The following is a 21,462-nucleotide window of genomic DNA, read 5'->3' on the forward strand; positions in this document are numbered from 1 at the left end:
CTTCGGGTAGTGCCGGCCGCTGGCCGGCAACCTCATTGAATCCAGCATCGAGAGCAGCCGGCCAGCGGCCGTCTCTACCAGGGCTTGTCCCCGGCCTGGATTCGCGCTTCGGGTAGTGCCGGCCGCTGGCCGGCAACCTCTTTGAACCAGGCATCGAGAGCAGCCGGCCAGCGGCCGGCTCTACCAGGGCTTGTCCCCGACCTGGGTTTGCGCTTCGGGTAGTGCCGGCCGCTGGCCGGCAACCCCTTTGAGCCAGGCATCGAGAGCAGCCGGCCAGCGGTCGGCTCTACCAGACGGGATCGTTACCGCAGCGGGCGATCCTCGCCGCCATCCCCGCTCTCGGCAGGCGCCGGACCGGCGTTGCTGCGACGCTGCTCCTCATAGGTGCGGAATGCCTGGTGGATGTGCTTGCGCAGCTCATCGTCGTTCCACGGTTTGGTCAGGAAGCGATAGATCGCGCCGCGGTTGATCGCGTCGGTCACCGTGTTCAGATCGGTGTAACCGGACAGCACCAGGCGGATCGTATCCGGGTACAGCATCTTCACCCGGCCCAGGAACTCGGTGCCGCTCATGTCGCTCATGCGCTGGTCGGACAGGATCACCTGCACGTCGTTGATCGCCAGCAGATCGAACGCATCGCGCACGTTGCCGGCGGCCAGAATGCGGTAGCCATCGCGGCGGAACAGGCGCACCAGCGATCGCAGCACGTTCTCCTCGTCGTCCAGCAGCAGCAGTGTGCGGTCCGGGCGGGTCTCGGCGAAGGCTTCCGGGCGCAGGTAGCGGCGGCGCAGGGTCATGCCGGCGGCATCGGCCGACATCGGTTCGCCGAACAGGTAGCCCTGGAACACGTCGCAGTCGTTGCGGCGCAGGAAGCCCAGCTGCGCCTGCGATTCCACGCCGTTGGCAATGACCGTCATGCCCAGCTGGTGGCCCATGGCGATGATCGCGCGTGCGATGGCTGCCTCGCGGTTGCCGGCTGGTGCACTCTTGATGAAACTGCGGTCGATCTTCAGCTTGTCCACCGGGTAACGCACCAGCGCACTGAGGCTGGAATCGCCGGTGCCGAAGTTGTCCAGGCTCAGGCTGACGCCTTCGTTGCGCAGGTTGGCCAGTGTCTCGTGCACGAAATTGACATTGTTGGTCAGCGCGCTTTCGTTGATCTCCAGCGTCAGCATCTGTGCCGGCACGCCCGCGGCCTGGATCAGGCCCATCACTTCAGCGAAGAAGTTCGGCCGCAGCAGCTGCAGGGTGGAGACATTCACGGCAATGGTGAAGTCGTCGAAGCCCTGGTCGCGCCACAGGCGGGCCTGCTTGAGCGCGCCTTCCAGCACCCAGGTGCCGATCTGCACGATGATGCCCAGCCGCTCGGCGGTGCGCATGAAGCGCTCCGGCACCAGCATGCCCAGCGTGGGGGACTGCCAGCGCAGCAGCGCCTCCATGCCCACCACATGGCCGTCGCGGGCACTGACCAGCGGCTGGTAGCGAAGTTTCAGCTCGCCGTTGGGGATCGCGTCGACGATCTGGCGCGCGATGATGCTCTCGCTGTGCGCGCTCGGCGGGGTATCCACTGCATGGATGCGCACCGCGTTTCCACCTTCGCGGGCCGCCTGGTACAGCGCATCCTCGGCGTGGTCGAGCAGTCGCGAGGCGTTACTGGCGTGTTCCGGGCACAGGCTCACCCCCAGCTTGCCAGTCATGAACAGCGTGTACGGCAGCACCGACAGGGGCAACTCCATCTGTTGCCGGATCTCCTCGGCGAAGTCCTCCGGCAGCGGCACGTCGGCGTTGCGCGGGACTGCGATCAGGAACTCGTCGCTGCCATGCCGCCACAGTTTGCCGCGACCCCGCAGGTAGGACTGCAGCCGCTGCGCCACCAGCACCAGCGCCTGGTCACCCACCTCGGCGCTCATGTTCTCGTTGACGGAAGCGAAGTGGTCGATGTCCACGTGCATCAGCATCAGCGCGGTGCCGCCGGAGGCCGCTTCGGCGACCATCGCCTGCAGCTCGGGGTTGCCGGCACCGAGGCGATCGGGTGCATCATCGATGCTGACCGGCGGCTGGTTGGGATTCCACATAGGCTCAGTATTCCGGTGACTCAACGGCGGCCATGCTGGCCGCCTGGTAGGGGAGGTGAACGTCGATCAGGGTGCCTTCGCCATGTGCGGACTCGATGCGCACATGGCCGCCGACACTCTGCGCGCGCTCGCGCATCACGATCAGACCCAGGCCGCGCGGGCCGTCCGGGTCGAAACCTTCGCCGTCGTCGCGGATCTGCAGGTGCAGGCTGCGCTTGCCGATGTCGCGCAGCTGCAGGTGTACCTGGCTCGCGCGCGCGTGCCGCAGCACGTTGGTCAGGCTCTCCTGTGCGATGCGGAAGCAGGCCTGTTCGATGCTGTTGTCGGGGCGATGCGGCAGGGGCTCGATCTCGGCCAGCAGCTCCACCTGCGAAGAACGGAACAGCACCCGTGCCTGCCAGCTGAGGGCCGCTTCCAGGCCCAGCGCGTCCAGCTGCGGAGGGCGCAGCAGGGTGGAGATGTCGCGCAGCTTGGCTACCGTGGTGTCGGCCAGGCTGACGATCTGTGCCAGGTCCTCGGCGCGGCGTTGCGGATCGTGCTCGTCCTGCGCGGCATGGGCGGACAATTTGATCGCCGTGATCGCCTGGCCGATGTCGTCGTGCAGATCGCGCGAGATCGCGCGGCGCTCGTCTTCCTGCAGGGAGAACAGGCGGCCGGCCATCGCCTGCAGTTCGCGGTTGCTGGTTTCCAGTGCACTGCGCGTCCGTTCGGAATCACTGAGGTCGCGCACGATCAGCAGCTTGCAGTCGCGGCCACCATAGCGAACCTCGCCCACCGCCAGGCCGGCATGGAAGCTGCGGCCGTCGGCGCGCTGCATGGCCACCACGCTGCTGTGGCCGGGGCCCAGGTGTGGCTGCCCTGCACGCAGCTGGCCGCGGACGCGGGCCAGATCACCGGCAGCGACCAGCGCCGACAGCGGCTCACCCAGCAGGGTATGGCTGCCATAGCCGAACAGGCTGGCCGCCCAGGCGTTGGTGTACAGCACGTGCTCGTCGGAGAGGATCACCACGCCATCGGGCAGCACCCGCACCAGTTCGCGGAACTGCTCCTCGCGCTCGCGTAGCAGGCGCCGCGATTGCTCCCGCTCGGTCACGTCCTGCAGGGTGCCCAGCACGCGGCTGCGGCCGGACTCATCGACACCACTGGCGGCACGCAGGTGCACCATCAGGGCGCGTCCGTCCATCGACAGCAGGGGCAGCAGTACGTCCACCTGCACCGGATCACCCGAGCAGAGGTCGGCCAGCAGCTGTTCGGTCTGGGTGGCGGTGGCAGGGTCGGCGGGAACCAGCAGCTCGTCGAAGCGGTGCCAGCGGCGGGCTTCCGGCGGCCGGCGGCCAAGCAGGCGGTAGACCTGGTTGGAATAGCGGCCCATGCCGGTGGACGGGTCCAGTTCCCAGGCGCCGATGCGCGCCAGTTCTCGGGCTTCTTCCACCCGCGCAAGCGCCTGGTCACGGCGCAGCTGGGCCAGGTCTTCGGCAGTGCGGTCGATGGCAATCAACAAGCGGGCGTTGTGGCCGTCATAGCTGATGGCGTTGGAGCGCAGTTCCATCTGCCGCAGCGAGCCGTCACGCAGCTGCAGCTGGGCACGCAGGATGCACAGTTCCTCCGGCGCCTCGCGGATCGCCTCCAGCTTGGTCTGCAGCGCCTGGTCCTGGCCTGGCGGCCACAACGCGTCGATGGTCTGCTCCAGCAGTTCGTCACGCTCCCAGCCGAAGGCGATACAGGCAGCCGGATTCGCATCGAGGATCGCCAGCGTGTCCAGGTCGTAGACCAGGATCGGGCCGGGGTTGCCCTCGAACATCTGCCGCAGGCGCAGCTCCGAGGCCTGCTGGCGCGCATGGGTGTGCAGCACATGCTCGGCCAGCGGCCGCAACAGCAGATACAGCAGGCCGGCACTGGCCAGTGCGAAGAACGAGCCCTTCACGCTCTGCCACATCGCCGCCTGCTGCGGATCCGGCACCAGCGCCTGCACGGCACTGTCGGAAGCGATCATCCAGGCCAATGCCATCACCAGGTAGCTCAGGACCACCCGTCGCCGGTCGCGGCTCAGCGCCTGCGCCATCCGCGGATCGGGTACAAGGGCGGTGCCGGTCGGTTCTGCAGGCATGGACGGGCTGGTTGAAAGGGGCGCCGGCCATCTTACCGCGCAGGTGCGCCCAGACCACTCAATTATCCGCCGCAGGCGCCGTTAACCACTGCGTGCCCCGCTGACGGGCGTGTCATCCGGAGCAAGATCGCGTGGACCAAGGGATCATCGCCAGCCTGCTGCAGCACCCGCTTGCGTCGGCGCTGGTCATCGTCGACCGCACGGGTCGCCCGCTGGCGGCCAATCCGGCTGCGCGCGAGCATGGCCTGCCGGCCACCGTGGCTGCGTATGCGCCGATGCTGGAAGATCTGCGCCTGATGGCTGCCGATGGCGGCATCGTGGCCTGCACGCTGCCGGGTGGCCCGCACGGGCACTACGATGGCCACCTGCGCGCCGTGCACGATGGCGCCGGCAACCTGCTGGCCTTCACGTTGAGCATTCCCGAACCGGTGCCGCTCGGCGGCGGTGGGCGCTGGGAGCTGGCGCTGGACAGTGCCGGCCACAGCCTGTGGGACTGGGACATTCCCAGTGACCGTGTGGTGCGCACCCCGGCAGTGGGCGATGAAACCGCCACCGAGATGCTGGCCCGCGTGCACGGCGAGGACATCGCCCAGGTGCGGGCCGCACTGGAAGAGCATCTGCGTGGCTTGAGCGAGCAGTACAGCGCGCAGTTCCGTTTCCGCCAGGCCGATGGCCAGTGGCGCTGGGTACTGGACCGGGGCCGCGTGGTCGCGCGCACCGCCGATGGCCAGCCGCTGCGCATGGTCGGTACCCATACCGATATCGAACAGCAGAAGCAGCTGGAAGGGCTGCTGCAGGAACAGCAGCTGCACCTGAGCGAGGCCCAGCGCATCGCCAGCATGGGCAGCTGGTCGTTCGACCCCAACAGTGGTGACTTCTGGTGGTCGCCGGAGCTGCGTTCGATGCTTGCGCTGGAGCAGGGCGCCGTACCCGGCCAGCGGCGCTGGCTGAAGCAGCTGCACCCACGTTCACGTGGCGCATTGCGTGCGGCGTGGCGGCGGTTGTGGCGCGATGGCCGTGCCGCCAATCTCGAACTGGAACTGACCCGGGGCAATGAGCCGTCGCAGCACCTGCGGCTGTGGATGCAGCCGTTGCTGGACATGGACGGACAGCCCAAGCGACTGCTCGGACAGGTGCAGAACATCACCGAGCAGCACCAGACCGACGCGTTGATCCGCTGGCGCACCGAGTTGCTCAACCGCGTCTCCGCGCTGGGCCGCATCGGCGGCTGCGAGATCGAGGTGAAGACCCGGCACATGCAGTGGACCGAGGAGTGCTATCGCATTCACGGCCTGCGCAAGGAACCGATCACCCTCGACCAGGCGCTGGCGTTGTACACCGAGGACTCACGCAATGCCTTCGAAGCGGCGTTGGCGCGCATCGCCAACGGCGGGCTGCCCGAGCAGCTGGACCTGTGCTTCTACCGCCAGTCCGGCCTGCGCGTCTGGGTGCAGGTGCTGATCGAGCTGGACCGCCGTGACGGCCTGCCGCCGCGCTTCGTGGTGCTGTTCCGTGACATCACCCGCGAGCGCGAAGCCAACGAGCGCATCGAACTGCTGGCCCACTACGATCTGCTGACCGGCCTGCCCAATCGCGTGCTGCTCGGCGAGCAGACGGCAGAGGCCATCGAAGAAGCACGTGACCGTGGCACATCGCTGGCGATGCTGTTCATCGACCTGGATGGCTTCAAGACCATCAACGACAGCTTCGGCCACGCCACCGGTGATGCGCTGCTGAAGGCCGCTGCGACGCGCCTGCACCAGAACCTGCGCAACAACGACCTGTTCGGCCGCTTCAGTGGTGATGAATTCATCGTGGTACTGCGCGACCTGGCCGAGCCGGAAGACGCCGGCCACGTCGCGCGCAAGCTGATCGCTTCGCTGGCCGAGCCGCTGCGTCGTGGCGAGACCACGTTGAAGGTCGGCGCCAGCGTCGGCATCGCGATGCTGGGCGATGCACAGACCGATTTCGATTCATTGCTGCGTGCCGCCGATGCCGCGATGTACGCGGCCAAGGAAGCGGGGCGCAACACCTACCAGTACTACAGCCAGGACGCATTGGCCCGCATCCAGCGCAAGCTGGAGCTGGAGCATGCCCTGCACGGCGCCATCGAGCGCGAAGAGTTCAGCCTGGCCTACCAGCCGCTGCTGCACGCCCACCACGGCGAGCCGCCGGCGATCGAGGCACTGTTGCGCTGGCACCGCCCCGGGATCGGCTACTGCAGCCCGGCCGAGTTCATCCCCATTGCCGAAAAATGCGGCGAGATCGTGCGGATCGGCGACTGGGTGCTGAATGAGGCCTGCCGCCAGGCAACCGCCTGGGACCGTGCCGGTCTGCGTTTCGACCGCATTGCGGTGAATGTTTCTGCGGTACAGCTGCGAGACCGCGGCTTTGCCGAGCGTGTGATCGAAATCTGCCACGCCCATGGCTGGCCACCGCAGCGGCTGGAGCTGGAACTGACCGAGTCGGCGTTGATCCGTGACACCGACATCCTGCGCCATTGCTTCGACGTGCTGGAACGGCACGGCGTGCCGCTGGCGGTGGATGACTTCGGTACCGGCTTCTCCAATCTCAACTACCTCAACCGCTTCCCGGTGGGGCGCCTGAAGATCGACCGCAGTTTCGTGCAGGGCATGCTGCACGATTCGGGTACGGCCGAAGTGACCCAGGCCATCGTGCACCTGGGCCACGCGTTGGGCATCAAGGTGGTGGCCGAGGGCGTGGAAACGCACCAGGAAGAAGACATGCTGCGCCGCCAGGGCTGCGACGAGATCCAGGGCTACCTGTACTCGCGACCGCTAAGCCCGCGCGACCTGGCGCAGTGGCTGCGCCAGCCACAGCCGGTTTCGCTGCGCACCGATGCCAGTGGGGAAGTGATGCTGGTGCGGTGATCAGCTGCACTGGTTGGAACTGACCCTGGCTGCTGTGCCTATCCACGCATGGCGTGGATCTACCGCAACCCGCTTTGGTGGGGGCCGACCGTTGGTCGGCACGGATGCCTGTGCCTCTCGATCATCCACGCATGGCGTGGATCTACCTCGGAAAATCCGCCCTCAGCTGCACGCGCAGCGCTTCTACAATGGCCGCATAGCGCCGCTTCTGGACCAGATAGCTGGCCAGGAACAGCGGAAGCACCAGCAGCATCGGCGCCACCACCGGGCGCATCGCCACCAGTGGCAACAGCAACAGCGACAGGATCGCCACGAACCAGCTGCACAGGCCGATCACCCGCACTTCGTGCCGTCGCGCGTTGAGTACGATGCGACCGCGCATCACCGGGAAGTAGCGCAGGCCGAAGCTTGGCGCGAAGCTCTCGCGGAACGCCATGCTGCCATCGGGCAGCGCATGGAAGGCCAGTTGCAGCCATCTGTCCTGCGGCAGGTCACGTTCCAGGCTGCCCAGCGAGAGCCGGGCCTGCATGGCCGGTGACGCCGCGATGCGTTCGTTGAACAGGGTGATGCCCCAACTGAAATAACCGGCCACCCAGGCCATCAGAAGGACGGTCTCGATCAGCAGGAGTGCGATCAGGGTGATGGCCATCGGTCTTCCATGAACGGGATCGGTGGATCATGCCACAACGATTTCGCCACCCCGGTAGATCCACGCCATGCGTGGATGTTGCGGCGAGGGCCAGGCGTCACACCGGCGGATGAAAGCCGTCCACGCACGGCGTGGATCTACTTCAGCGCTTCCCCGTCCAACCCCAGGTCCCAGGCCAGTCCCAGCAGCGCCTCGTCCGCCCGCGGCGGGGCGGGGCGCGCGTCCGCCAGCTGCTGCAGTTCGCGGATCTCTTCGCGGGCGACCTCTTCCAGCTGCTGCAGCTGCTCACGCACGCTCGCGTTGTGCGGGCGCTCGGTATCGGTGAGGGAGGGCAGGGCGCGGATCAGGGTCATGGTGCGGGTACAGGATGCATCCAACGGCGGGTTACAGGCAAAGGCCCCGGTCGAACCGGGGCCTTGCGGGCTGCCGGCGAGGGCAGCGGACATCAGGATCAGAACAGCTCGACGGTGCCGGCGCCCATGCTCTGCTGGGCAACCGGCTTGTGCGGCGGGCGCTCCCATTCGCTGCGCAGTTCGCGCAGGCGGCTGCCGGTGCGCTGCAGGGCGGTGGCGATCTCTTCGTCGAATACGCCGCCATTGCGGTGCAGCAGTTCCTGCAGGGCCACCGCTTCGCGGTTGATCGCGGTCAGGCGGTCCAGGTGGGTGTGCACGCCGCCCAGCGCTTGGGTGGCGATGTCTTCGAACTGCAGGGCGCGCACGGCTTCGGCTACGCTGCCATCGATCGAACGGGCGCACTCGGACACTTCGCGCATGCCGTCACCCAGCGAGGCGTTGATCTGCGCGACGTTGTCGAGCATCGCCGCCGCTTCCTGGCGCGCTTCGCGGGAGCGGTCCATGTCACGCGAGGCCATGTGCGAGACCGTCTCGCGCACCTTGGCGATGGCGTCCTTGGAGCTGTGTGCCAGCTTGCGGATCTGCTCGTTGAAGGTGGTCGAGCGCTCGGACAGGTTGCGCACTTCGTCGGCGACCACCGCGAAGCCACGACCGGCTTCACCGGCACGTGCCGCTTCAATGGCAGCGTTCAGGGCCAGCAGGTTGGTCTGGTCGGCGATCGACTTGACGTCCTCCAGCAGCGCGAAGATGCCATCAAGGTGCTGCGCCATCTGGTCGATGTGCTGCACGGTGGTGCTGCTCTGGCCGCTCACCTGTTCCAGCGCTTCGACCAGCTGTTCCATGCGGTGGCTGGCGTGCTGGGCGAAACGGGCAACGTCGAGGCCGGCATTGCCTTCGTCACCGGCGCGGTCGACGATGCGCGACAGGGCCTGGCTCTGCTGGCGAGACTTGCGGTTCATCGCATCGAAGCTGCCACCGAGGCTGGAGACGGCCTGGCGGATCAGGTCACGGGCGCGTTCCACTTCGCCGCGCGAACCCTCGATCTCGTTGCCGACGAAATTGCGCAGTTCGGTCAGCAGCTGGTCCTGCTCACGCAGGACACGGGCGTGTTCCGGGGAACGGTGTGCCTGGGCGCGGGTGGTCCACCACGCAAAGCCGAGCCAGCTCAGCGTCATCGTGGTCAGGATCGCCCAGCGCAGGGCGGCCGGCCATTCGAAACCGATGGCGAAGGGGAGCAGCAGGGTCAGAGCCAGGGGGGCGGCCAGACGGATGAAAATGCGTGAGTACATGGACGTTCTCGGGAGGTGCACGGAGGATGTATCGGCCGTACCCCCTTTCTCTTTAACGTCGATGTGCCTCGAAGTGCATCCTGAATGCGCCGGTTTTCCGGCGCCTTGGCGGCTTCGGGGTCAGAGCCCTTTCCGTGCCGGAAAGGGATCCGACCCCACACCCTCAGGCCAGCTGCCGGTCCACGGCCTCGATCATCGCCTTGCGGCTGAACAGGAAGTCCCAGTAGCTGCCGCCCAGCTGCCGCCACAGCACCGCAGCGCGCACCGCGGCCAGCAGCAGGGCGCGGATCTCGGCCACCACGCCAGCCTGGCCCAGGTAGTGCGGGTTGCCCTGCACCATGACCCGCGGCTTGAGGTGGCTGATGGTGTCGGCGTAAAGGCCTCCCAGGTTGGCCAGCACGTCCGGGTGGCCGCTGTCGCCCAGTTCGGTGGCCTGGCGCTGGGCCCGCTCGATGCCCGAGGCGACCTTGTTCACGGTGGCGCCATCCTGAACGAAGCGACGCTCCAGCTGCAGCACCGACAGGGCCAGCTTGGGCAGGATCGGGTCCTGGCCCTGGCTGCGGAAGTAGTTGTGCAGCAGGCGCAGTCCGGACTTCAGTGCATGGCGGTCACCGAACACCTCCTGCGGCGAGGAGGCATCGACGCGGAACACGCTGTCCACGGCGGTGCGCACGGCGGCGGCGTCGGAATGGCCGGTATCGGCGATACGGCGTACCTGCTGCAGGGCCTGGGCAATGCCGGCCAAGGCCAGGACGCGGTCGTCGACAGTGAAACTCATGCAGCGATTACCTCAAAAGGGGAAGGGGTGGTGCGCAGGCGCTGTTCCAGCGGCGCATCGGTGGCGGCGATCACTGCGCCACCCAGGCACACGTCACCGTCATACAGCACCAGTGATTGACCGGGGGTAACGGCGCGCTGCGGGCGCGCGAAGGTGACCAGCACGCTGCCATCGTCCAGCACCTCGACCGTACATGGCTCGTCGGGTTGGCGGTAGCGGGTCTGGGCGGTGCATTCGAAGCGCCGTGCCGGCGGCGAACCGGCGATCCAGTGCGCGGTTTCCGAGCGCAGGCGCTCGGACAGCATCCACTTGCTGTCACGGTCCTGGTCCACGTACAGCACGTTGCTGGCCACGTCCTTGCCAACCACGTACCACGGCGCGGCCGGGCGGCCACGCACGCCGCCGATGTTCAGGCCCTCGCGCTGGCCCAGGGTGAAATAGAACACGCCCGGATGCTCAGCAATCACGCTGCCGTCGGCCGGGTCGAGGATCTGGCCCGGCTTGGCTGGCAGGTAGCGGCCGAGGAATTCACGGAAGTCGCGCTCGCCGATGAAGCAGATGCCGGTGGAGTCCTTCTTGGCGTGGGTCGGCAGGCTGACGTCACGCGCGATCCGGCGCAGGTCGGTCTTTTCCAGGTCGCCGATCGGGAACAGGGTGGCCGCCAGCTGCTCCTGGCCCAGCTGGTGCAGGAAATAGCTCTGGTCCTTGGAACGGTCGGCGCCGCGCAGCAGCAGCCACTGGTGGCCGCGCTGGGTCACCCGTGCATAGTGGCCGGTGGCGATGCGTTCGGCGCCCAGCTCGCGGGCGGCATCCAGGAAGTGCTTGAACTTCACTTCGCGGTTGCACAATACGTCCGGGTTCGGGGTGCGGCCGGCCGCGTACTCGGCCAGGAAGTGCTCGAACACGCCCTGCCAGTACTCGCTGGAGAAGTCGCGGAAGTGGAACGGGATGCCCAGCAGGCCGCAGACGGCCACCGCGTCGCGGCGGTCGTCCTCGGCGCGGCAGTCGCCGCTGCCATCGTCGGCCCAGTTCTGCATGAACAGGCCGGCCACGGCTTCGCCCTGCTGTACCAGACGCCAGGCGGCGACCGAAGAGTCGACACCTCCGGAGACGCCCACCATCACGCGCGGAGTGCTCATGCGACCTCCCGGACCAGCGAAAGCGGATGGCGCTGGCCACCCAGGTAATCAGCCACCACCTGCCAGACCAGCGGGCTGCGCTGGCGCTCGCCGGCGGCCTGCAGTTCGGCCGGGGTCAGCCACAGCGCGCGGTCGATGCCGGTGTCCAGTGGCTGCGCCGGGTCGTGCGAGACCGGGCGCGCCGCGTAGCAGAAGCGCAGGAAGGCGGTGCCGTCGCCGGCAGTCCACTGGTAGCAGCCGATGAAATGGGTCAGCTGCACCGTCCAGCCGGTTTCCTCGCGGGTCTCGCGCAGGGCTGCCTCGGCCAGGCTTTCGCCCGGCTCGAGGTGGCCGGCCGGCTGGTTCAGCACCTGCCGGCCATCGATGGTCTCTTCAACCAGCAGCACGCGGCCGCCGTCGACCACCACCGTGGCAACGGTGGCGTGCGGTGCCCAGCGCGGGTCCGGCGTGGCGTTCAACTCAGAACTCGTCCTTCTTGGTCAGTTCCAGCTCCATGGCGTCGGCGGTGCGGATGGCCGCATCGATGGCGTCGCTGAGCTGGTCGGCAGTGGCATCGGCGTCGATCTTGACCACGAACATGGCGGTGGTGTCCTGCTTTACCCAGCCGCCCATCTTGGCATCCTGCGAATCTTCCAGCAGGCGGTTGGCCACGGCCACCGGGAACTGCTTGGTCTTCGCGTTGTAGGCCGGCGACCAGATCTCGCGGATGTTGTGGGTACCGAAATCTTCCACCGACGAACGCACGTAGACCATCTGGGTGCGGTCACCCTCGACGTCGAAGACCATGCGGTAGTCGCCGTCCTCATCGACTTCGTAGGTGTAGCCCAGCTTGTCCAGATGGCGGGCCACGGCCTTGTCGGCGTCTGCGGCGGCAGCGGAACCGGTGGCAGCCAGAGCGATCAGGAGGGCGGGGAGAAGCGTCCTTTTCATGAAGATCCTGTGAAACAGTGTTGAGAGAGGGTGCAATTGTGACGGTGGGCGTGCGTGCCGTCCAATCTGCGGCAGGCCGACGCAGGCGCGCCCGAGCCTCTATAATGGCCCGATGCCCCATGAGTCTTCCCCCGATTCCCAGCACGAGCACGGCGTCGCCGTAGAGGCCGCGCGCCCGGAAGTGGCGCCGCCGCCGTTCTACCAGGTGATGCTGCTCAATGACGACTACACCCCGATGGATTTCGTGGTGGATGTGCTGCAGCAGTTCTTCAGCATGGACCTGGACAAGGCCACGCAGGTGATGCTGCACGTCCATACCCGCGGCCGCGGCGTGTGCGGGGTGTTCACCCGCGAAGTGGCCGAGACCAAGGTCGCCCAGGTCAACGAGTACTCGCGGATGAACCAGCACCCGCTGCTGTGCACGATGGAAAAGGCCTGACCGGCTGCCGGTTCTCGTCCGGGCACATCAATCCCGGATGGGTGTGCCCGCCAAGGTGCGCACCTGCCAAGCGCGGGTCTCACCTCTCCGCCAGCGCCTCCAGGGCCATCCGGGCGACTGTCTCGTCGATATCGGCCGGGTCGCCGTCATCCCTGAACCACACCGCCGACAGCGCAGTGCTGGCCGCGATCCAGCGCAGCAGGCGCGTGCGTTCCAGTTCGGCCAGCGCACAGACCTGCTCAAGGCGGATCGCAAACCGCTCGGGCCGCGTCGCAACGTGGATGCCCGGACCACAGAGGTCCGGGTTGCTGAACATCGTCGTGTAATCGAACGCACGGTCCCCCAGCAGTCGCTTCGGGTCGATCGCCAACCAGCCGCGCGGGCCGAAATCCAGCACGTTGTCGTGGTGCAGGTCGCCGTGCAGCGGCCGGATCTCCTGTTCGTCACGCAGCAGCCCCTCCGCCAGTGATCTGCACTGTTCCAGCAGTGGCGGCAGCACAGCCCTTGGCTGCAGCAGGTCGGCGAACCATGTACGCAGGCAGACCAGTTTCGCTGGCGGTGCGCTCCGTGGCCGGTGCAGCCGCTGCAGGACCTGGCACAGGATCGCGGTGCAGGCGTCATCGTCGCCCTCGATCGAGCGTTGTCGCAGCGAGTCACCGCGGGCACGCTCGATCAGGATCGCAGGCCCCTCGTGGGCCAGCAGGCGGGCGGCGCCATCGCCGTTCCACCAGCGTAGCAGGCGATGGCTGTTCTGCTCCTCGGTCTCGCTGCTGATCTTCAGCATCGCTGGCTCGCCCGCAGCGGTCAGCACCGGCCAGAGCCGGGCGTGGGGCGTACGGAGGGCCGGGCCATCACGCCGCAATCGCCAGCGGCTCAGGTAGGGTTCGCTCATGCTGGGTGGGCTGTCCTGGAGTGAATGAAGATCAAGCGATCTGTACTGCTAACGCCATCTGAACGCAGCAATCCGCTAGGGTGATGGAAATCGCGTAGTCAGGCCGCATATTGTCCCCATCTGCCGCCGGAGTAATCCATGTTCAGCAAAGACCTCGAACACACCATCGGCCAGTGCTACAAGCGCGCCCGTGAGGCCCGGCATGAGTTCATGACGGTCGAACACCTGCTGCTGGCACTGCTCGACAACCCGTCAGCCCAGGCCGTACTGAAGGCCTGTGGTGCCGATGCCGACCGCCTGCGCCAGGAGCTGGAGCAGGCCATCGAGGCCTCCGTGTCCCGCCTGGCGGAAGACGATGGCCGCGACACCCAGCCGACCCTGGGCTTCCAGCGTGTGCTGCAGCGGGCCGTGTACCACGTGCAGTCCTCGGGCAAGAAGGAGGTCACCGGCGCCAATGTGCTGGTCGCCATCTTCGGCGAAAAGGACTCCCACGCCGTCTATTACCTCAACCAGCAGGATGTGACCCGGCTGGATGTGGTCAATTACCTGTCCCATGGCATCGCCAAGCTGGGCGATGAAGGCGAGCAGTCGTCTTCGTCCCCGGAGGGCGAGAGCCGCATGGAAGGCGGGGAGGGCGAGCCCAAGGGAGATGCCCTGACCGAATTCGCCAGCAACCTCAACGACCAGGCCCGGGCCGGTCGCATCGACCCGCTGGTCGGCCGTGCCGACGAGATCGAGCGCACCATCCAGGTCCTCTGCCGCCGCCGCAAGAACAATCCGCTGTACGTCGGTGAGGCGGGCGTAGGCAAGACGGCCATCGCCGAGGGCCTGGCCCGCCGCATCATCGAAGGCTCGGTGCCCGACGTGCTGGCCGACGCGGTGATCTACTCGCTCGACCTGGGCGCACTGGTGGCTGGTACCAAGTACCGTGGCGACTTCGAGAAGCGCCTGAAGAGCGTGCTGACCGCGCTGAAGAAGGTGCCCAACGCGGTGCTGTTCATCGACGAGATCCACACCATCATCGGTGCCGGTTCGGCGTCGGGCGGCACCATGGATGCGTCCAACCTGATCAAGCCGGCGCTGGCGTCGGGCGAGCTGCGCTGCATCGGCTCGACCACGTTCCAGGAATACCGCGGCATCTTCGAGAAGGACCGGGCGCTGGCGCGCCGCTTCCAGAAGATCGACATCGTCGAGCCGACGGTGGGCGAGACCTACGAGATCCTGCAGGGCCTGAAGTCCAAGTACGAGCTGCATCACGGTGTGACCTACTCCGACGAGGCCCTGCAGGCCGCAGTGGACCTGTCGGTGAAGCACATCGGCGACCGCCTGCTGCCGGACAAGGCCATCGACGTGATCGACGAGGCCGGTGCCCGCCAGCGCCTGCTGCCCGAGGAGCAGCGGAAGGAGCTGATCGACGTCGAGGAGGTCGAGGCGATCGTGGCCAAGATGGCGCGGATCCCGGCCAAGCAGGTCAGTGCCACCGATAAGGATGTGCTGCAGCACCTGGAGCGCAACCTGAAGATGGTGATCTTCGGCCAGGACCCGGCCATCGAGACGCTGTCCTCGGCGATCAAGCTGGCCCGTTCGGGCCTGGGCAACCCGGAAAAGCCGATCGGCAATTTCCTGTTCGCCGGCCCGACCGGTGTCGGCAAGACCGAAGTGACCAAGCAGCTGGCGTTGCAGCTGGGCATCGAGCTGGTCCGCTTCGACATGTCCGAGTACATGGAGCCGCATTCGATCAGCCGCCTGATCGGCGCGCCTCCGGGTTACGTCGGCTTCGACCAGGGTGGCCTGCTGACCGAGAAGATCGTCAAGACGCCGCATTGCGTGCTGCTGCTGGATGAGATCGAGAAGGCGCATCCGGACATCTTCAACATCCTGTTGCAGGTGATGGACCGCGGTGTGCTGACCGATACCAACGGTCGCGAAGCGAACTTCAAGAACGTGGTGCTGGTGATGACCACCAATGCCGGCGCCGCGCAGGCCTCGCGGCGGTCGATCGGCTTTACCAAGCAGGACCATGCCACCGACGCGATGGAGACCATCCGCCGCAGCTTCACCCCGGAATTCCGCAACCGTCTTGACGCGGTGGTGCAGTTCCAGGCGCTGGGCTTCGAGCACATCCTGCGCGTGGTCGACAAGTTCCTGATCGAGCTGGAGATGCTGCTGCAGGACAAGCACGTCAGCCTGTCGGCCACCCCGACCGCGCGCGACTGGCTGGCCCACCATGGTTTCGACCCGCTGATGGGTGCCCGTCCGATGGCCCGCGTGATCCAGGACAAGATCAAGCGTCCGCTGGCCGACGAGCTGCTGTTCGGCAAGCTGGTCAACGGCGGCAAGGTCAGCATCGACGTGCGCGACGACGAGCTGGTGGTCGAGACCCAGGCCGAGCCGGAGCGGCTGCTGCCGGTCACGGTGGAATGAGCTGACGCCGCAGGCTTGGCGTGAAAGATTGGAAATGACAAGGGCGGCTTCGGCCGCCCTTGTCGCATGCACTGCAACTCAACGCCCCTGCTGCGCCAGCCGCCTGAAGGTCGCCGCATCGATCGGTTCGATCCGGGTCACGGTGCAGTGGTTGCTGTCGGTTTTCAGTGTGCTGCGGGCATCGCCGCAGATCCGTTCAGGGGTGCTGGGCGTGAAGAAGACATAGCTGGCCGAGGCGGCAGCGCCCAGGCAGCGCTTCTGCAGGTGCACCCGATAGTGGTTGTCACCGTCGCGCAGCAGCACCTCGCGTTCCGTGCTGGAGGGGCGGATATCGCGATTGGCGCCGAGGGCAATGCACTCGGACGCGTTGGAGGGCTTGCTGGGTTCAGCGGCGAATGCCGCCAGGGGGAGGCTGACCAGCAGAACTGCCGGCAGCAGGACGTGCGGGAGCAGGGCGTTCATGATCGGGAGGGGGTGGCGATCCGGACTGGATCGGATCCCACGATGCCGCGGCGGCTGCAGGCGCGAATCTGCCGCAAGCGGGGCTGACCGACGCCACGGTGAGCTCGGTCATGGTGACCTCCGGCAGGGCCGGATTCCGGGCATGACAAAAGGCCAGCAACCAGGGCTGGCCTTGTCGAGTGGCGCCAGGCGCCGACCGCTTACTTCATGCGGTAGGTGATACGACCCTTGGTCAGGTCATACGGGGTCATTTCAACCTTGACCCGGTCACCGGTGAGGATGCGGATGTAGTTCTTGCGCATGCGGCCGGAGATATGGGCAATGATTTCGTGCCCATTTTCCAGGCGAACGCGGAAAGTGGTGTTCGGCAGCGTCTCGCTGACGGTGCCCTCGAACTCGATGGAATCGTCTTTCGACATGTAGTCCTGTGCGGTTCAGAAAACGGCCACGCTGGGCCTAAGGCGCGGTATTTTACGCGTGACGGCGCCAGCTTGCAAAGTTTGTGTTAACCCCCGGCCAAACGCCGTGCTGGCAAGCGTCCAACCGCCTGGGTCCATGGGCCTTCCCGGCCGTCACCGCGCACGGCGCGGCGCACGTGCTGCAGGAATTCCGCGCGCGGCAGGTGCTCGGCGCCCATCCGCAGCAGGTGCGGATTCTCCACCTGGGCATCGATCAGTTCCCAGCCCCAACCATGCAGGGTGGATGCCAGGGCGGCCAGGGCGATCTTGGAGCCGCCGCTGGCGCCACTGAACATGCTTTCGCCGAAGAACATCGACCCGATTGCCACCCCGTAGATGCCACCGACGAGGGTCTGCCGGTCCCAGACTTCAAACGAATGGGCGAAGCCCAGGTCGTGCAGCTGGCCGTAGGCCTCGACCATCGCCGGGCTGATCCAGGTGCCGTCCTGGCCGGGCCGCGGTGCTGCCGCACAGGCGCGCATCACGCGGCTGAAGGCGGTGTCGGCGGTGACCTCCCACGTACTGCTGCGTAGCTGGCGGCGGAACCGGCTGGACAGATGCACGCCCTCGGTGCGGAACACCATGCGCGGGTCCGGCGACCACCACAGGATCGGCTCGCCCTCGCTGAACCACGGAAAGATGCCGCCAGCGTAGGCATTGAGCAGGCGCACCGGGTGCAGGTCACCGCCGACGGCGAGCAGGCCATCGGGCTGGCGCAGCGCGGTCTCGGCTGGAGGAAAGGGGGCGTCCGGCGCATCAGCCAGGCGCCAGGGCAGCTGGCGGGTCATGCCGCCATTGTATTCGCCGTGGTGACCGCTGATGTCTGGCACCATCAGCGTCCAACGGCAAGGAGCCCACGCATGAGTGACGCGATCACCGCCATCCTCGATGTGCACGACAACCCGCGCACGTGCAACGACAGCCAGAGCATGCTGCTGGCGTTGGCGACTGAGCAGCCGGGCCAGCTCGGTGCGCTGATGCGGCTGACCCTTGCCCGGCGTTCACCCAGCTCGGCCTTTCTCGACATGGCGCTGGATCTGCTGCCCGACGAAGCGGTTGCGCCGGTCTGTGCCGAGGCCTGGCATCGCTATCGTGATGGTGAGCGCGGCGAGCTGCTGGCCAGCGTGATCGAATTCGCCAGCTACCAGGCGCCGCAGGTGCTGCAGGACGACTGGGAGGCCTTGCTGGCGATTGCCAGTGAGAATGAGCTGCAGCTGGCTTCGCAGGTGTGGCGGGGCCTGCCGTCTGCCACTGCCGTGCAGTGGGCGCAGATTCTGGCCGAAGCCGATGACGATCGCGAAATGGCGCGGGCCAGGGCGCTGCTGCTCGCGGCGCAGCCCGAGAGCTATGCCGTTGCCCGCGGCTACCTCGCTGACTGGGGCGCGCTGGCTGCTGAGGTCTGGGCGCATTGGGCCGGCGTGGCTGATGGGCCGCTGCCGCGCCGCCTGCATGGGGAGCGGCCGCTGCACATCCGCTTTGGCCGCGAGCAGCATCGCGCGCAGCAGGCGGACGAACCGAGCTGGCGCAAGCGTATCTGGCGCCTGCACCCAACCTGGAATGGTGGGCAGGTGCACCATGCGGGGCAGATGGGAGGGCCGCTGGAAGCGTTGTGTGGCAGCTGCCATGCACCGCTGCAGCGCCTGATGCGAACTGACGCTGCCGCGCTGCAGCCGGGCGCGGCGGGTGAGATCACGCTGGGCCTGTGCCTGGACTGCTGCGGCTGGGAAGACCCGCCCGTGCGCTTCTATCGCCACGATGCCGTCGGCCTGCCCAGCTGCCACCCCAGCCAGCGTCTGGAGGTGCCGGCCACGCCGACCGACAGCGGTGACCTGATGCGTGCCGAGATCGGCCTGGTCGCCATGGATACCATGCGGTGGCAGCAGCAGGACTGGGGCCAATCCAACCATCGGCAGAACCTGTCGCGCGTGGGCGGCGCGCCCAGCTGGGTGCAGGGTGCCTGGTACCCGGCATGCATCGATTGCGGCGAGGAGATGCCCTTCGTGATGCAGCTGGATTCGACACTGCCGACCACCAGTGGAGGCGCGCTGCTCTGGGGTAGTGGCGGCATGCTCTACACGTTCTGGTGTGCGAAGTGCCGGGTGAGCGGGCACTTCTGGCAGTGCACCTGAGCACAGCGCCCTCGCCATTGTCCTGATAGGTGCCAACGTTGGTTGGCGCGCCCCACTGCCCTGGTAGGTGCCAACCTTGGTTGGCACGCTTCTCGGCGCCGCGCCAGTCGAGCAAGCCCGACTCTACGGCTCTACGCGGAACGGCCCATGCCCCTGCAGCTCCTGCTGGTAGCGCCGCACATCGCGCCGCTCCTGCCGGCACCAGTCCTGCAGCGCTTCTGCGAATTCCGCATCAGCCACCCAGTGCCGGCTGCGCACCAGCGTCGGCAGGAAACCGCGCGCCAGCTTGTGCTCGCCCTGTGCACCCGGTTCGAATCGGGTCAGCCGTTCGCGCAGGCAGTATTCGATTCCCTGGTAGTAGCAGGCCTCGAAGTGCAGGCCGGGCAGGGTGGCGCCGCCCCAGTAGCGGCCGTACAGCGTGTCGCCACCGCGCAGGCACAGCGCGCCGGCAATCGGCTCGCCGTCCTGTTCGGCCAGGAACAGCACCAGCCCCCGGCCCAATGAAATGGCCAGATGGCGCAGGAAGGCCTCGGTGAGCGCCGGGGCGTTGCCGTACTCGAGGAACGTCTGCAGGTAGAAGCGATACATCGCCTGCAGGTCGGCACGGCGGGCTTCATCGCCGTGCACCACGCGGAAGGTGATGCCCTGGCGGGTGACCTTGGCCCGTTCCTGGCGGATGTTCTTGCGATGCTTGTGGTTCATCGCACCGAGGAACTGGTCGAATGTCGCCCAGTCACCCGGGTTCTGCCACTGGAACTGCACGTCTTCGCGCAGCAGCCAGTCATCGCCGAACAGCGCCTCGTCCCCTGCGGTGTGGAAGTTGATATGGGCCGAGGACACGTCCAGTGCCGGCAGCGCCTCGCGCAATGCCGACAGCAAGGTGGCGCGATCTGAATCGTGACGGGCCAGCAACCGCGGGCCGGTGACCGGTGAGTACGGCACCGCGCCCAGCCACTTCGGATAGTAGTCGCGGCCATGACGGGCATACGCGTTGGCCCACGCATGGTCGAACACGAACTCGCCGTGCGAATTGGTCTTCAGGTAGCCCGGAATGGCGCCGACCAAGCTGTCGCCTTCCCAGAGCGTGAAGTGCCGGGGCTGCCAGCCCCAGTCCTCGCGCAGGCAGCCGTGCTGTTCAAGGCCTGAGAGGAAGGCGTGGCTGACGAAGGGGTTCTGCCCGTCGTGCAGGGCATCCCAGTCGGTGGCGGGGATGGACTGCAGGGAGTCGAGGAAGCGGGGGGAAGGCATGAGGGAAGGATAGGGCAGATGAAACAGAAAGGCCGACGTACTCGCGTCGGCCTTTCATCCGGAGTCGGGCGTGGCTCGGCCCTACCGGAGCGGGTCAGCCTCTCAGCTGGCCTTGCCCTGTGCGTCCAGGTAGCGCTCTGCGTCCAGTGCGGCCATGCAGCCGAAGCCGGCCGAGGTGATCGCCTGGCGGTAGTGCTGGTCGGCCACGTCGCCGGCGGCGAAGACGCCTTCCACCGAGGTCTGGGTGGCATTGCCGCCCAGGCCCGAGCGGATTTCCAGGTAGCCGTTGTTCATCGCCAGCTGGCCGTCGAACAGGGTGGTGTTCGGGTGGTGGCCGATGGCCACGAAGAAGCCGTGGGCGTCGATGTCGCGGGTGCTGCCGTCCAGCGTGGACTTCACGCGCACGCCGGTCACGCCGGCGTCGTTGCCCAGCACTTCTTCCACCTGGTGGTGCCAGACGGTCTCGATCTTGCCTTCGGCCACCTTCTTGAACAGCTTGTCCTGCATGATCTTTTCCGCCTTCAGTGTGTCGCGGCGGTGGACCAGGTAGACCTTGCGGGCGATGTTGGACAGGTACAGGGCCTCTTCCACGGCGGTGTTGCCGCCACCGACCACGACCACGTCCTGGTCGCGGTAGAAGAAGCCGTCACAGGTGGCGCAGGCGGACACACCGCGGCCCTTGAACTCGTCTTCGGTCGGGATGCCCAGGTACTTGGCGGTGGCGCCGGTGGCGATGATCAGCGCATCGCAGGTGTACTCGTGGCTGTCGCCGATCAGCTTGAACGGACGCTGCGACAGGTCGGCGGTGTGGATGTGGTCGAAAATGACCTCGGTCTCGAAGCGCTCGGCATGGGCCTGCATGCGCGCCATCAGGTCCGGGCCCATCAGGCCGTGGGCGTCACCCGGCCAGTTGTCCACCTCGGTGGTGGTCATCAGCTGGCCGCCCTGCTGCAGGCCGGTGATGACGACCGGCTTCAGGTTGGCGCGAGCGGCGTAGACGGCGGCGGTCCAACCGGCCGGGCCGGAACCGAGGATGACGAGGCGCTGGTGGCGGGAGGGCAGGCTGGTGCTCATGTAAACTCGCGAAAAGGTAGATGGGACAAGGCGCTGGCGATGTTTGCGCAGCATCCTTGGCTGGTCATAGAGTGGCGGCTGGGGCAGGGCGATTCAAGCCGATGAACGGAACGCCGTCATCCAGC

At 67.0% G+C, this 21,462-nt stretch carries 19 protein-coding genes; 4 read left to right on the forward strand and 15 right to left on the reverse strand.

Translation table 11 applies throughout. The features are described from left to right. Window positions 1-302: 302 nt before the first annotated feature. Window positions 303-2,075: an EAL domain-containing protein gene (locus AC5P5X_RS18350; RefSeq protein WP_495216022.1), complete on the reverse strand. Its 1,773-nt coding sequence runs from the start codon at window positions 2,073-2,075 to the stop codon at window positions 303-305. A gap of 4 nt (window positions 2,076-2,079) precedes the next feature. Next, a complete protein-coding gene (locus AC5P5X_RS18355) occupies window positions 2,080-4,182 on the reverse strand; it encodes a sensor histidine kinase (RefSeq protein WP_495216023.1) in 2,103 nt (700 codons plus the stop codon). A gap of 131 nt (window positions 4,183-4,313) precedes the next feature. Between AC5P5X_RS18355 and AC5P5X_RS18360 the strand changes: the two genes are divergently transcribed. Further along, window positions 4,314-7,073 (forward strand): bifunctional diguanylate cyclase/phosphodiesterase, encoded by a 2,760-nt coding sequence (locus tag AC5P5X_RS18360; protein ID WP_495216024.1) that lies wholly within the window; start codon window positions 4,314-4,316, stop codon window positions 7,071-7,073. Window positions 7,074-7,215: 142 nt separating this feature from the next. Here AC5P5X_RS18360 and AC5P5X_RS18365 read toward each other — a convergent pair whose 3' ends face one another. The 7 genes from AC5P5X_RS18365 to AC5P5X_RS18395 all read right to left on the reverse strand — a co-directional run bounded on the left by AC5P5X_RS18365 (window position 7,216) and on the right by AC5P5X_RS18395 (window position 12,211). Further along, window positions 7,216-7,722 carry a hypothetical protein gene (locus AC5P5X_RS18365; RefSeq protein WP_005413277.1) on the reverse strand — a complete coding sequence of 169 codons (507 nt, stop codon included), beginning with the start codon at window positions 7,720-7,722 and terminating at the stop codon, window positions 7,216-7,218. A 137-nt stretch (window positions 7,723-7,859) separates the two neighbouring features. Then, window positions 7,860-8,075, reverse strand: coding sequence for a hypothetical protein (locus AC5P5X_RS18370; protein WP_111189493.1), 216 nt, complete (start codon window positions 8,073-8,075; stop codon window positions 7,860-7,862). A gap of 98 nt (window positions 8,076-8,173) precedes the next feature. Then, entirely contained in the window at window positions 8,174-9,364 is a 1,191-nt protein-coding gene (locus AC5P5X_RS18375) for a methyl-accepting chemotaxis protein (protein WP_005409587.1), read from the reverse strand. Window positions 9,365-9,527: 163 nt separating this feature from the next. Continuing rightward, window positions 9,528-10,142, reverse strand: coding sequence for a high frequency lysogenization protein HflD (gene hflD / locus AC5P5X_RS18380; RefSeq protein ID WP_005413279.1), 615 nt, complete (start codon window positions 10,140-10,142; stop codon window positions 9,528-9,530). Then, window positions 10,139-11,281, reverse strand: coding sequence for a tRNA 2-thiouridine(34) synthase MnmA (gene mnmA, locus AC5P5X_RS18385; protein WP_180856049.1), 1,143 nt, complete (start codon window positions 11,279-11,281; stop codon window positions 10,139-10,141). The genes hflD and mnmA overlap by 4 nt, the downstream gene beginning before the upstream one ends. Next, window positions 11,278-11,739, reverse strand: coding sequence for an NUDIX hydrolase (locus tag AC5P5X_RS18390; protein WP_005409590.1), 462 nt, complete (start codon window positions 11,737-11,739; stop codon window positions 11,278-11,280). Before AC5P5X_RS18390 ends, mnmA begins: the two co-directional genes overlap by 4 nt. 1 nt (window position 11,740) lies before the next feature. After that, window positions 11,741-12,211: a hypothetical protein gene (locus AC5P5X_RS18395; protein WP_005409591.1), complete on the reverse strand. Its 471-nt coding sequence runs from the start codon at window positions 12,209-12,211 to the stop codon at window positions 11,741-11,743. Window positions 12,212-12,323: 112 nt separating this feature from the next. Between AC5P5X_RS18395 and clpS the strand changes: the two genes are divergently transcribed. Further along, window positions 12,324-12,650, forward strand: coding sequence for an ATP-dependent Clp protease adapter ClpS (gene clpS / locus AC5P5X_RS18400; RefSeq protein ID WP_005409592.1), 327 nt, complete (start codon window positions 12,324-12,326; stop codon window positions 12,648-12,650). A 79-nt stretch (window positions 12,651-12,729) separates the two neighbouring features. Here clpS and AC5P5X_RS18405 read toward each other — a convergent pair whose 3' ends face one another. Then, the gene (locus AC5P5X_RS18405; protein WP_111189495.1) at window positions 12,730-13,542 is read right to left on the reverse strand and encodes an APH(6) family putative aminoglycoside O-phosphotransferase; all 813 of its coding nucleotides are present in this window, start codon (window positions 13,540-13,542) and stop codon (window positions 12,730-12,732) included. 138 nt (window positions 13,543-13,680) lie between these two features. Here AC5P5X_RS18405 and clpA point away from each other — a divergent pair, with 138 nt between their 5' ends. Continuing rightward, window positions 13,681-15,966: an ATP-dependent Clp protease ATP-binding subunit ClpA gene (clpA, locus tag AC5P5X_RS18410; RefSeq protein ID WP_005409594.1), complete on the forward strand. Its 2,286-nt coding sequence runs from the start codon at window positions 13,681-13,683 to the stop codon at window positions 15,964-15,966. Window positions 15,967-16,044: 78 nt separating this feature from the next. Here clpA and AC5P5X_RS18415 read toward each other — a convergent pair whose 3' ends face one another. From AC5P5X_RS18415 to aat, 3 genes are all read right to left on the reverse strand, one after another. Then, window positions 16,045-16,428 (reverse strand): hypothetical protein, encoded by a 384-nt coding sequence (locus AC5P5X_RS18415; protein ID WP_032966709.1) that lies wholly within the window; start codon window positions 16,426-16,428, stop codon window positions 16,045-16,047. Window positions 16,429-16,628: 200 nt separating this feature from the next. Continuing rightward, window positions 16,629-16,847: a translation initiation factor IF-1 gene (infA, locus tag AC5P5X_RS18420; RefSeq protein WP_005409596.1), complete on the reverse strand. Its 219-nt coding sequence runs from the start codon at window positions 16,845-16,847 to the stop codon at window positions 16,629-16,631. 86 nt (window positions 16,848-16,933) lie between these two features. Then, a complete protein-coding gene (aat, locus tag AC5P5X_RS18425; protein WP_032966047.1) occupies window positions 16,934-17,674 on the reverse strand; it encodes a leucyl/phenylalanyl-tRNA--protein transferase in 741 nt (246 codons plus the stop codon). Between the two features lie 72 nt (window positions 17,675-17,746). Between aat and AC5P5X_RS18430 the strand changes: the two genes are divergently transcribed. Continuing rightward, the gene (locus AC5P5X_RS18430) at window positions 17,747-19,015 is read left to right on the forward strand and encodes a hypothetical protein (RefSeq protein WP_111189496.1); all 1,269 of its coding nucleotides are present in this window, start codon (window positions 17,747-17,749) and stop codon (window positions 19,013-19,015) included. Window positions 19,016-19,138: 123 nt separating this feature from the next. On the opposite strand, the gene AC5P5X_RS18435 is transcribed toward AC5P5X_RS18430, so the two are convergent. Both AC5P5X_RS18435 and trxB read right to left on the reverse strand, forming a co-directional pair. Next, window positions 19,139-20,263 carry a GNAT family N-acetyltransferase gene (locus tag AC5P5X_RS18435; protein WP_111189497.1) on the reverse strand — a complete coding sequence of 375 codons (1,125 nt, stop codon included), beginning with the start codon at window positions 20,261-20,263 and terminating at the stop codon, window positions 19,139-19,141. A 102-nt stretch (window positions 20,264-20,365) separates the two neighbouring features. Next, window positions 20,366-21,337, reverse strand: a complete 972-nt coding sequence (gene trxB, locus AC5P5X_RS18440) for a thioredoxin-disulfide reductase (RefSeq protein WP_005409600.1) — start codon at window positions 21,335-21,337, stop codon at window positions 20,366-20,368. Window positions 21,338-21,462: the final 125 nt, after the last annotated feature.

The sequence above is a fragment of the Stenotrophomonas sp. YJH_SMC_91 genome, from assembly GCF_059368495.1.

Coding starts and splice junctions, on each gene's coding strand:
- AC5P5X_RS18350 (WP_495216022.1), bottom strand. CDS start 2,075: ATGTGGAATCCCAACCAGCCGCCGGTCAGCATCGATGATGCACCCGAT.
- AC5P5X_RS18355 (WP_495216023.1), bottom strand. CDS start 4,182: ATGCCTGCAGAACCGACCGGCACCGCCCTTGTACCCGATCCGCGGATG.
- AC5P5X_RS18365 (WP_005413277.1), bottom strand. CDS start 7,722: ATGGCCATCACCCTGATCGCACTCCTGCTGATCGAGACCGTCCTTCTG.
- AC5P5X_RS18370 (WP_111189493.1), bottom strand. CDS start 8,075: ATGACCCTGATCCGCGCCCTGCCCTCCCTCACCGATACCGAGCGCCCG.
- AC5P5X_RS18375 (WP_005409587.1), bottom strand. CDS start 9,364: ATGTACTCACGCATTTTCATCCGTCTGGCCGCCCCCCTGGCTCTGACC.
- hflD (WP_005413279.1), bottom strand. CDS start 10,142: ATGAGTTTCACTGTCGACGACCGCGTCCTGGCCTTGGCCGGCATTGCC.
- mnmA (WP_180856049.1), bottom strand. CDS start 11,281: ATGAGCACTCCGCGCGTGATGGTGGGCGTCTCCGGAGGTGTCGACTCT.
- AC5P5X_RS18395 (WP_005409591.1), bottom strand. CDS start 12,211: ATGAAAAGGACGCTTCTCCCCGCCCTCCTGATCGCTCTGGCTGCCACC.
- clpS (WP_005409592.1), top strand. CDS start 12,324: ATGCCCCATGAGTCTTCCCCCGATTCCCAGCACGAGCACGGCGTCGCC.
- AC5P5X_RS18405 (WP_111189495.1), bottom strand. CDS start 13,542: ATGAGCGAACCCTACCTGAGCCGCTGGCGATTGCGGCGTGATGGCCCG.
- clpA (WP_005409594.1), top strand. CDS start 13,681: ATGTTCAGCAAAGACCTCGAACACACCATCGGCCAGTGCTACAAGCGC.
- AC5P5X_RS18415 (WP_032966709.1), bottom strand. CDS start 16,428: ATGAACGCCCTGCTCCCGCACGTCCTGCTGCCGGCAGTTCTGCTGGTC.
- infA (WP_005409596.1), bottom strand. CDS start 16,847: ATGTCGAAAGACGATTCCATCGAGTTCGAGGGCACCGTCAGCGAGACG.
- aat (WP_032966047.1), bottom strand. CDS start 17,674: ATGACCCGCCAGCTGCCCTGGCGCCTGGCTGATGCGCCGGACGCCCCC.
- AC5P5X_RS18430 (WP_111189496.1), top strand. CDS start 17,747: ATGAGTGACGCGATCACCGCCATCCTCGATGTGCACGACAACCCGCGC.
- AC5P5X_RS18435 (WP_111189497.1), bottom strand. CDS start 20,263: ATGCCTTCCCCCCGCTTCCTCGACTCCCTGCAGTCCATCCCCGCCACC.
- trxB (WP_005409600.1), bottom strand. CDS start 21,337: ATGAGCACCAGCCTGCCCTCCCGCCACCAGCGCCTCGTCATCCTCGGT.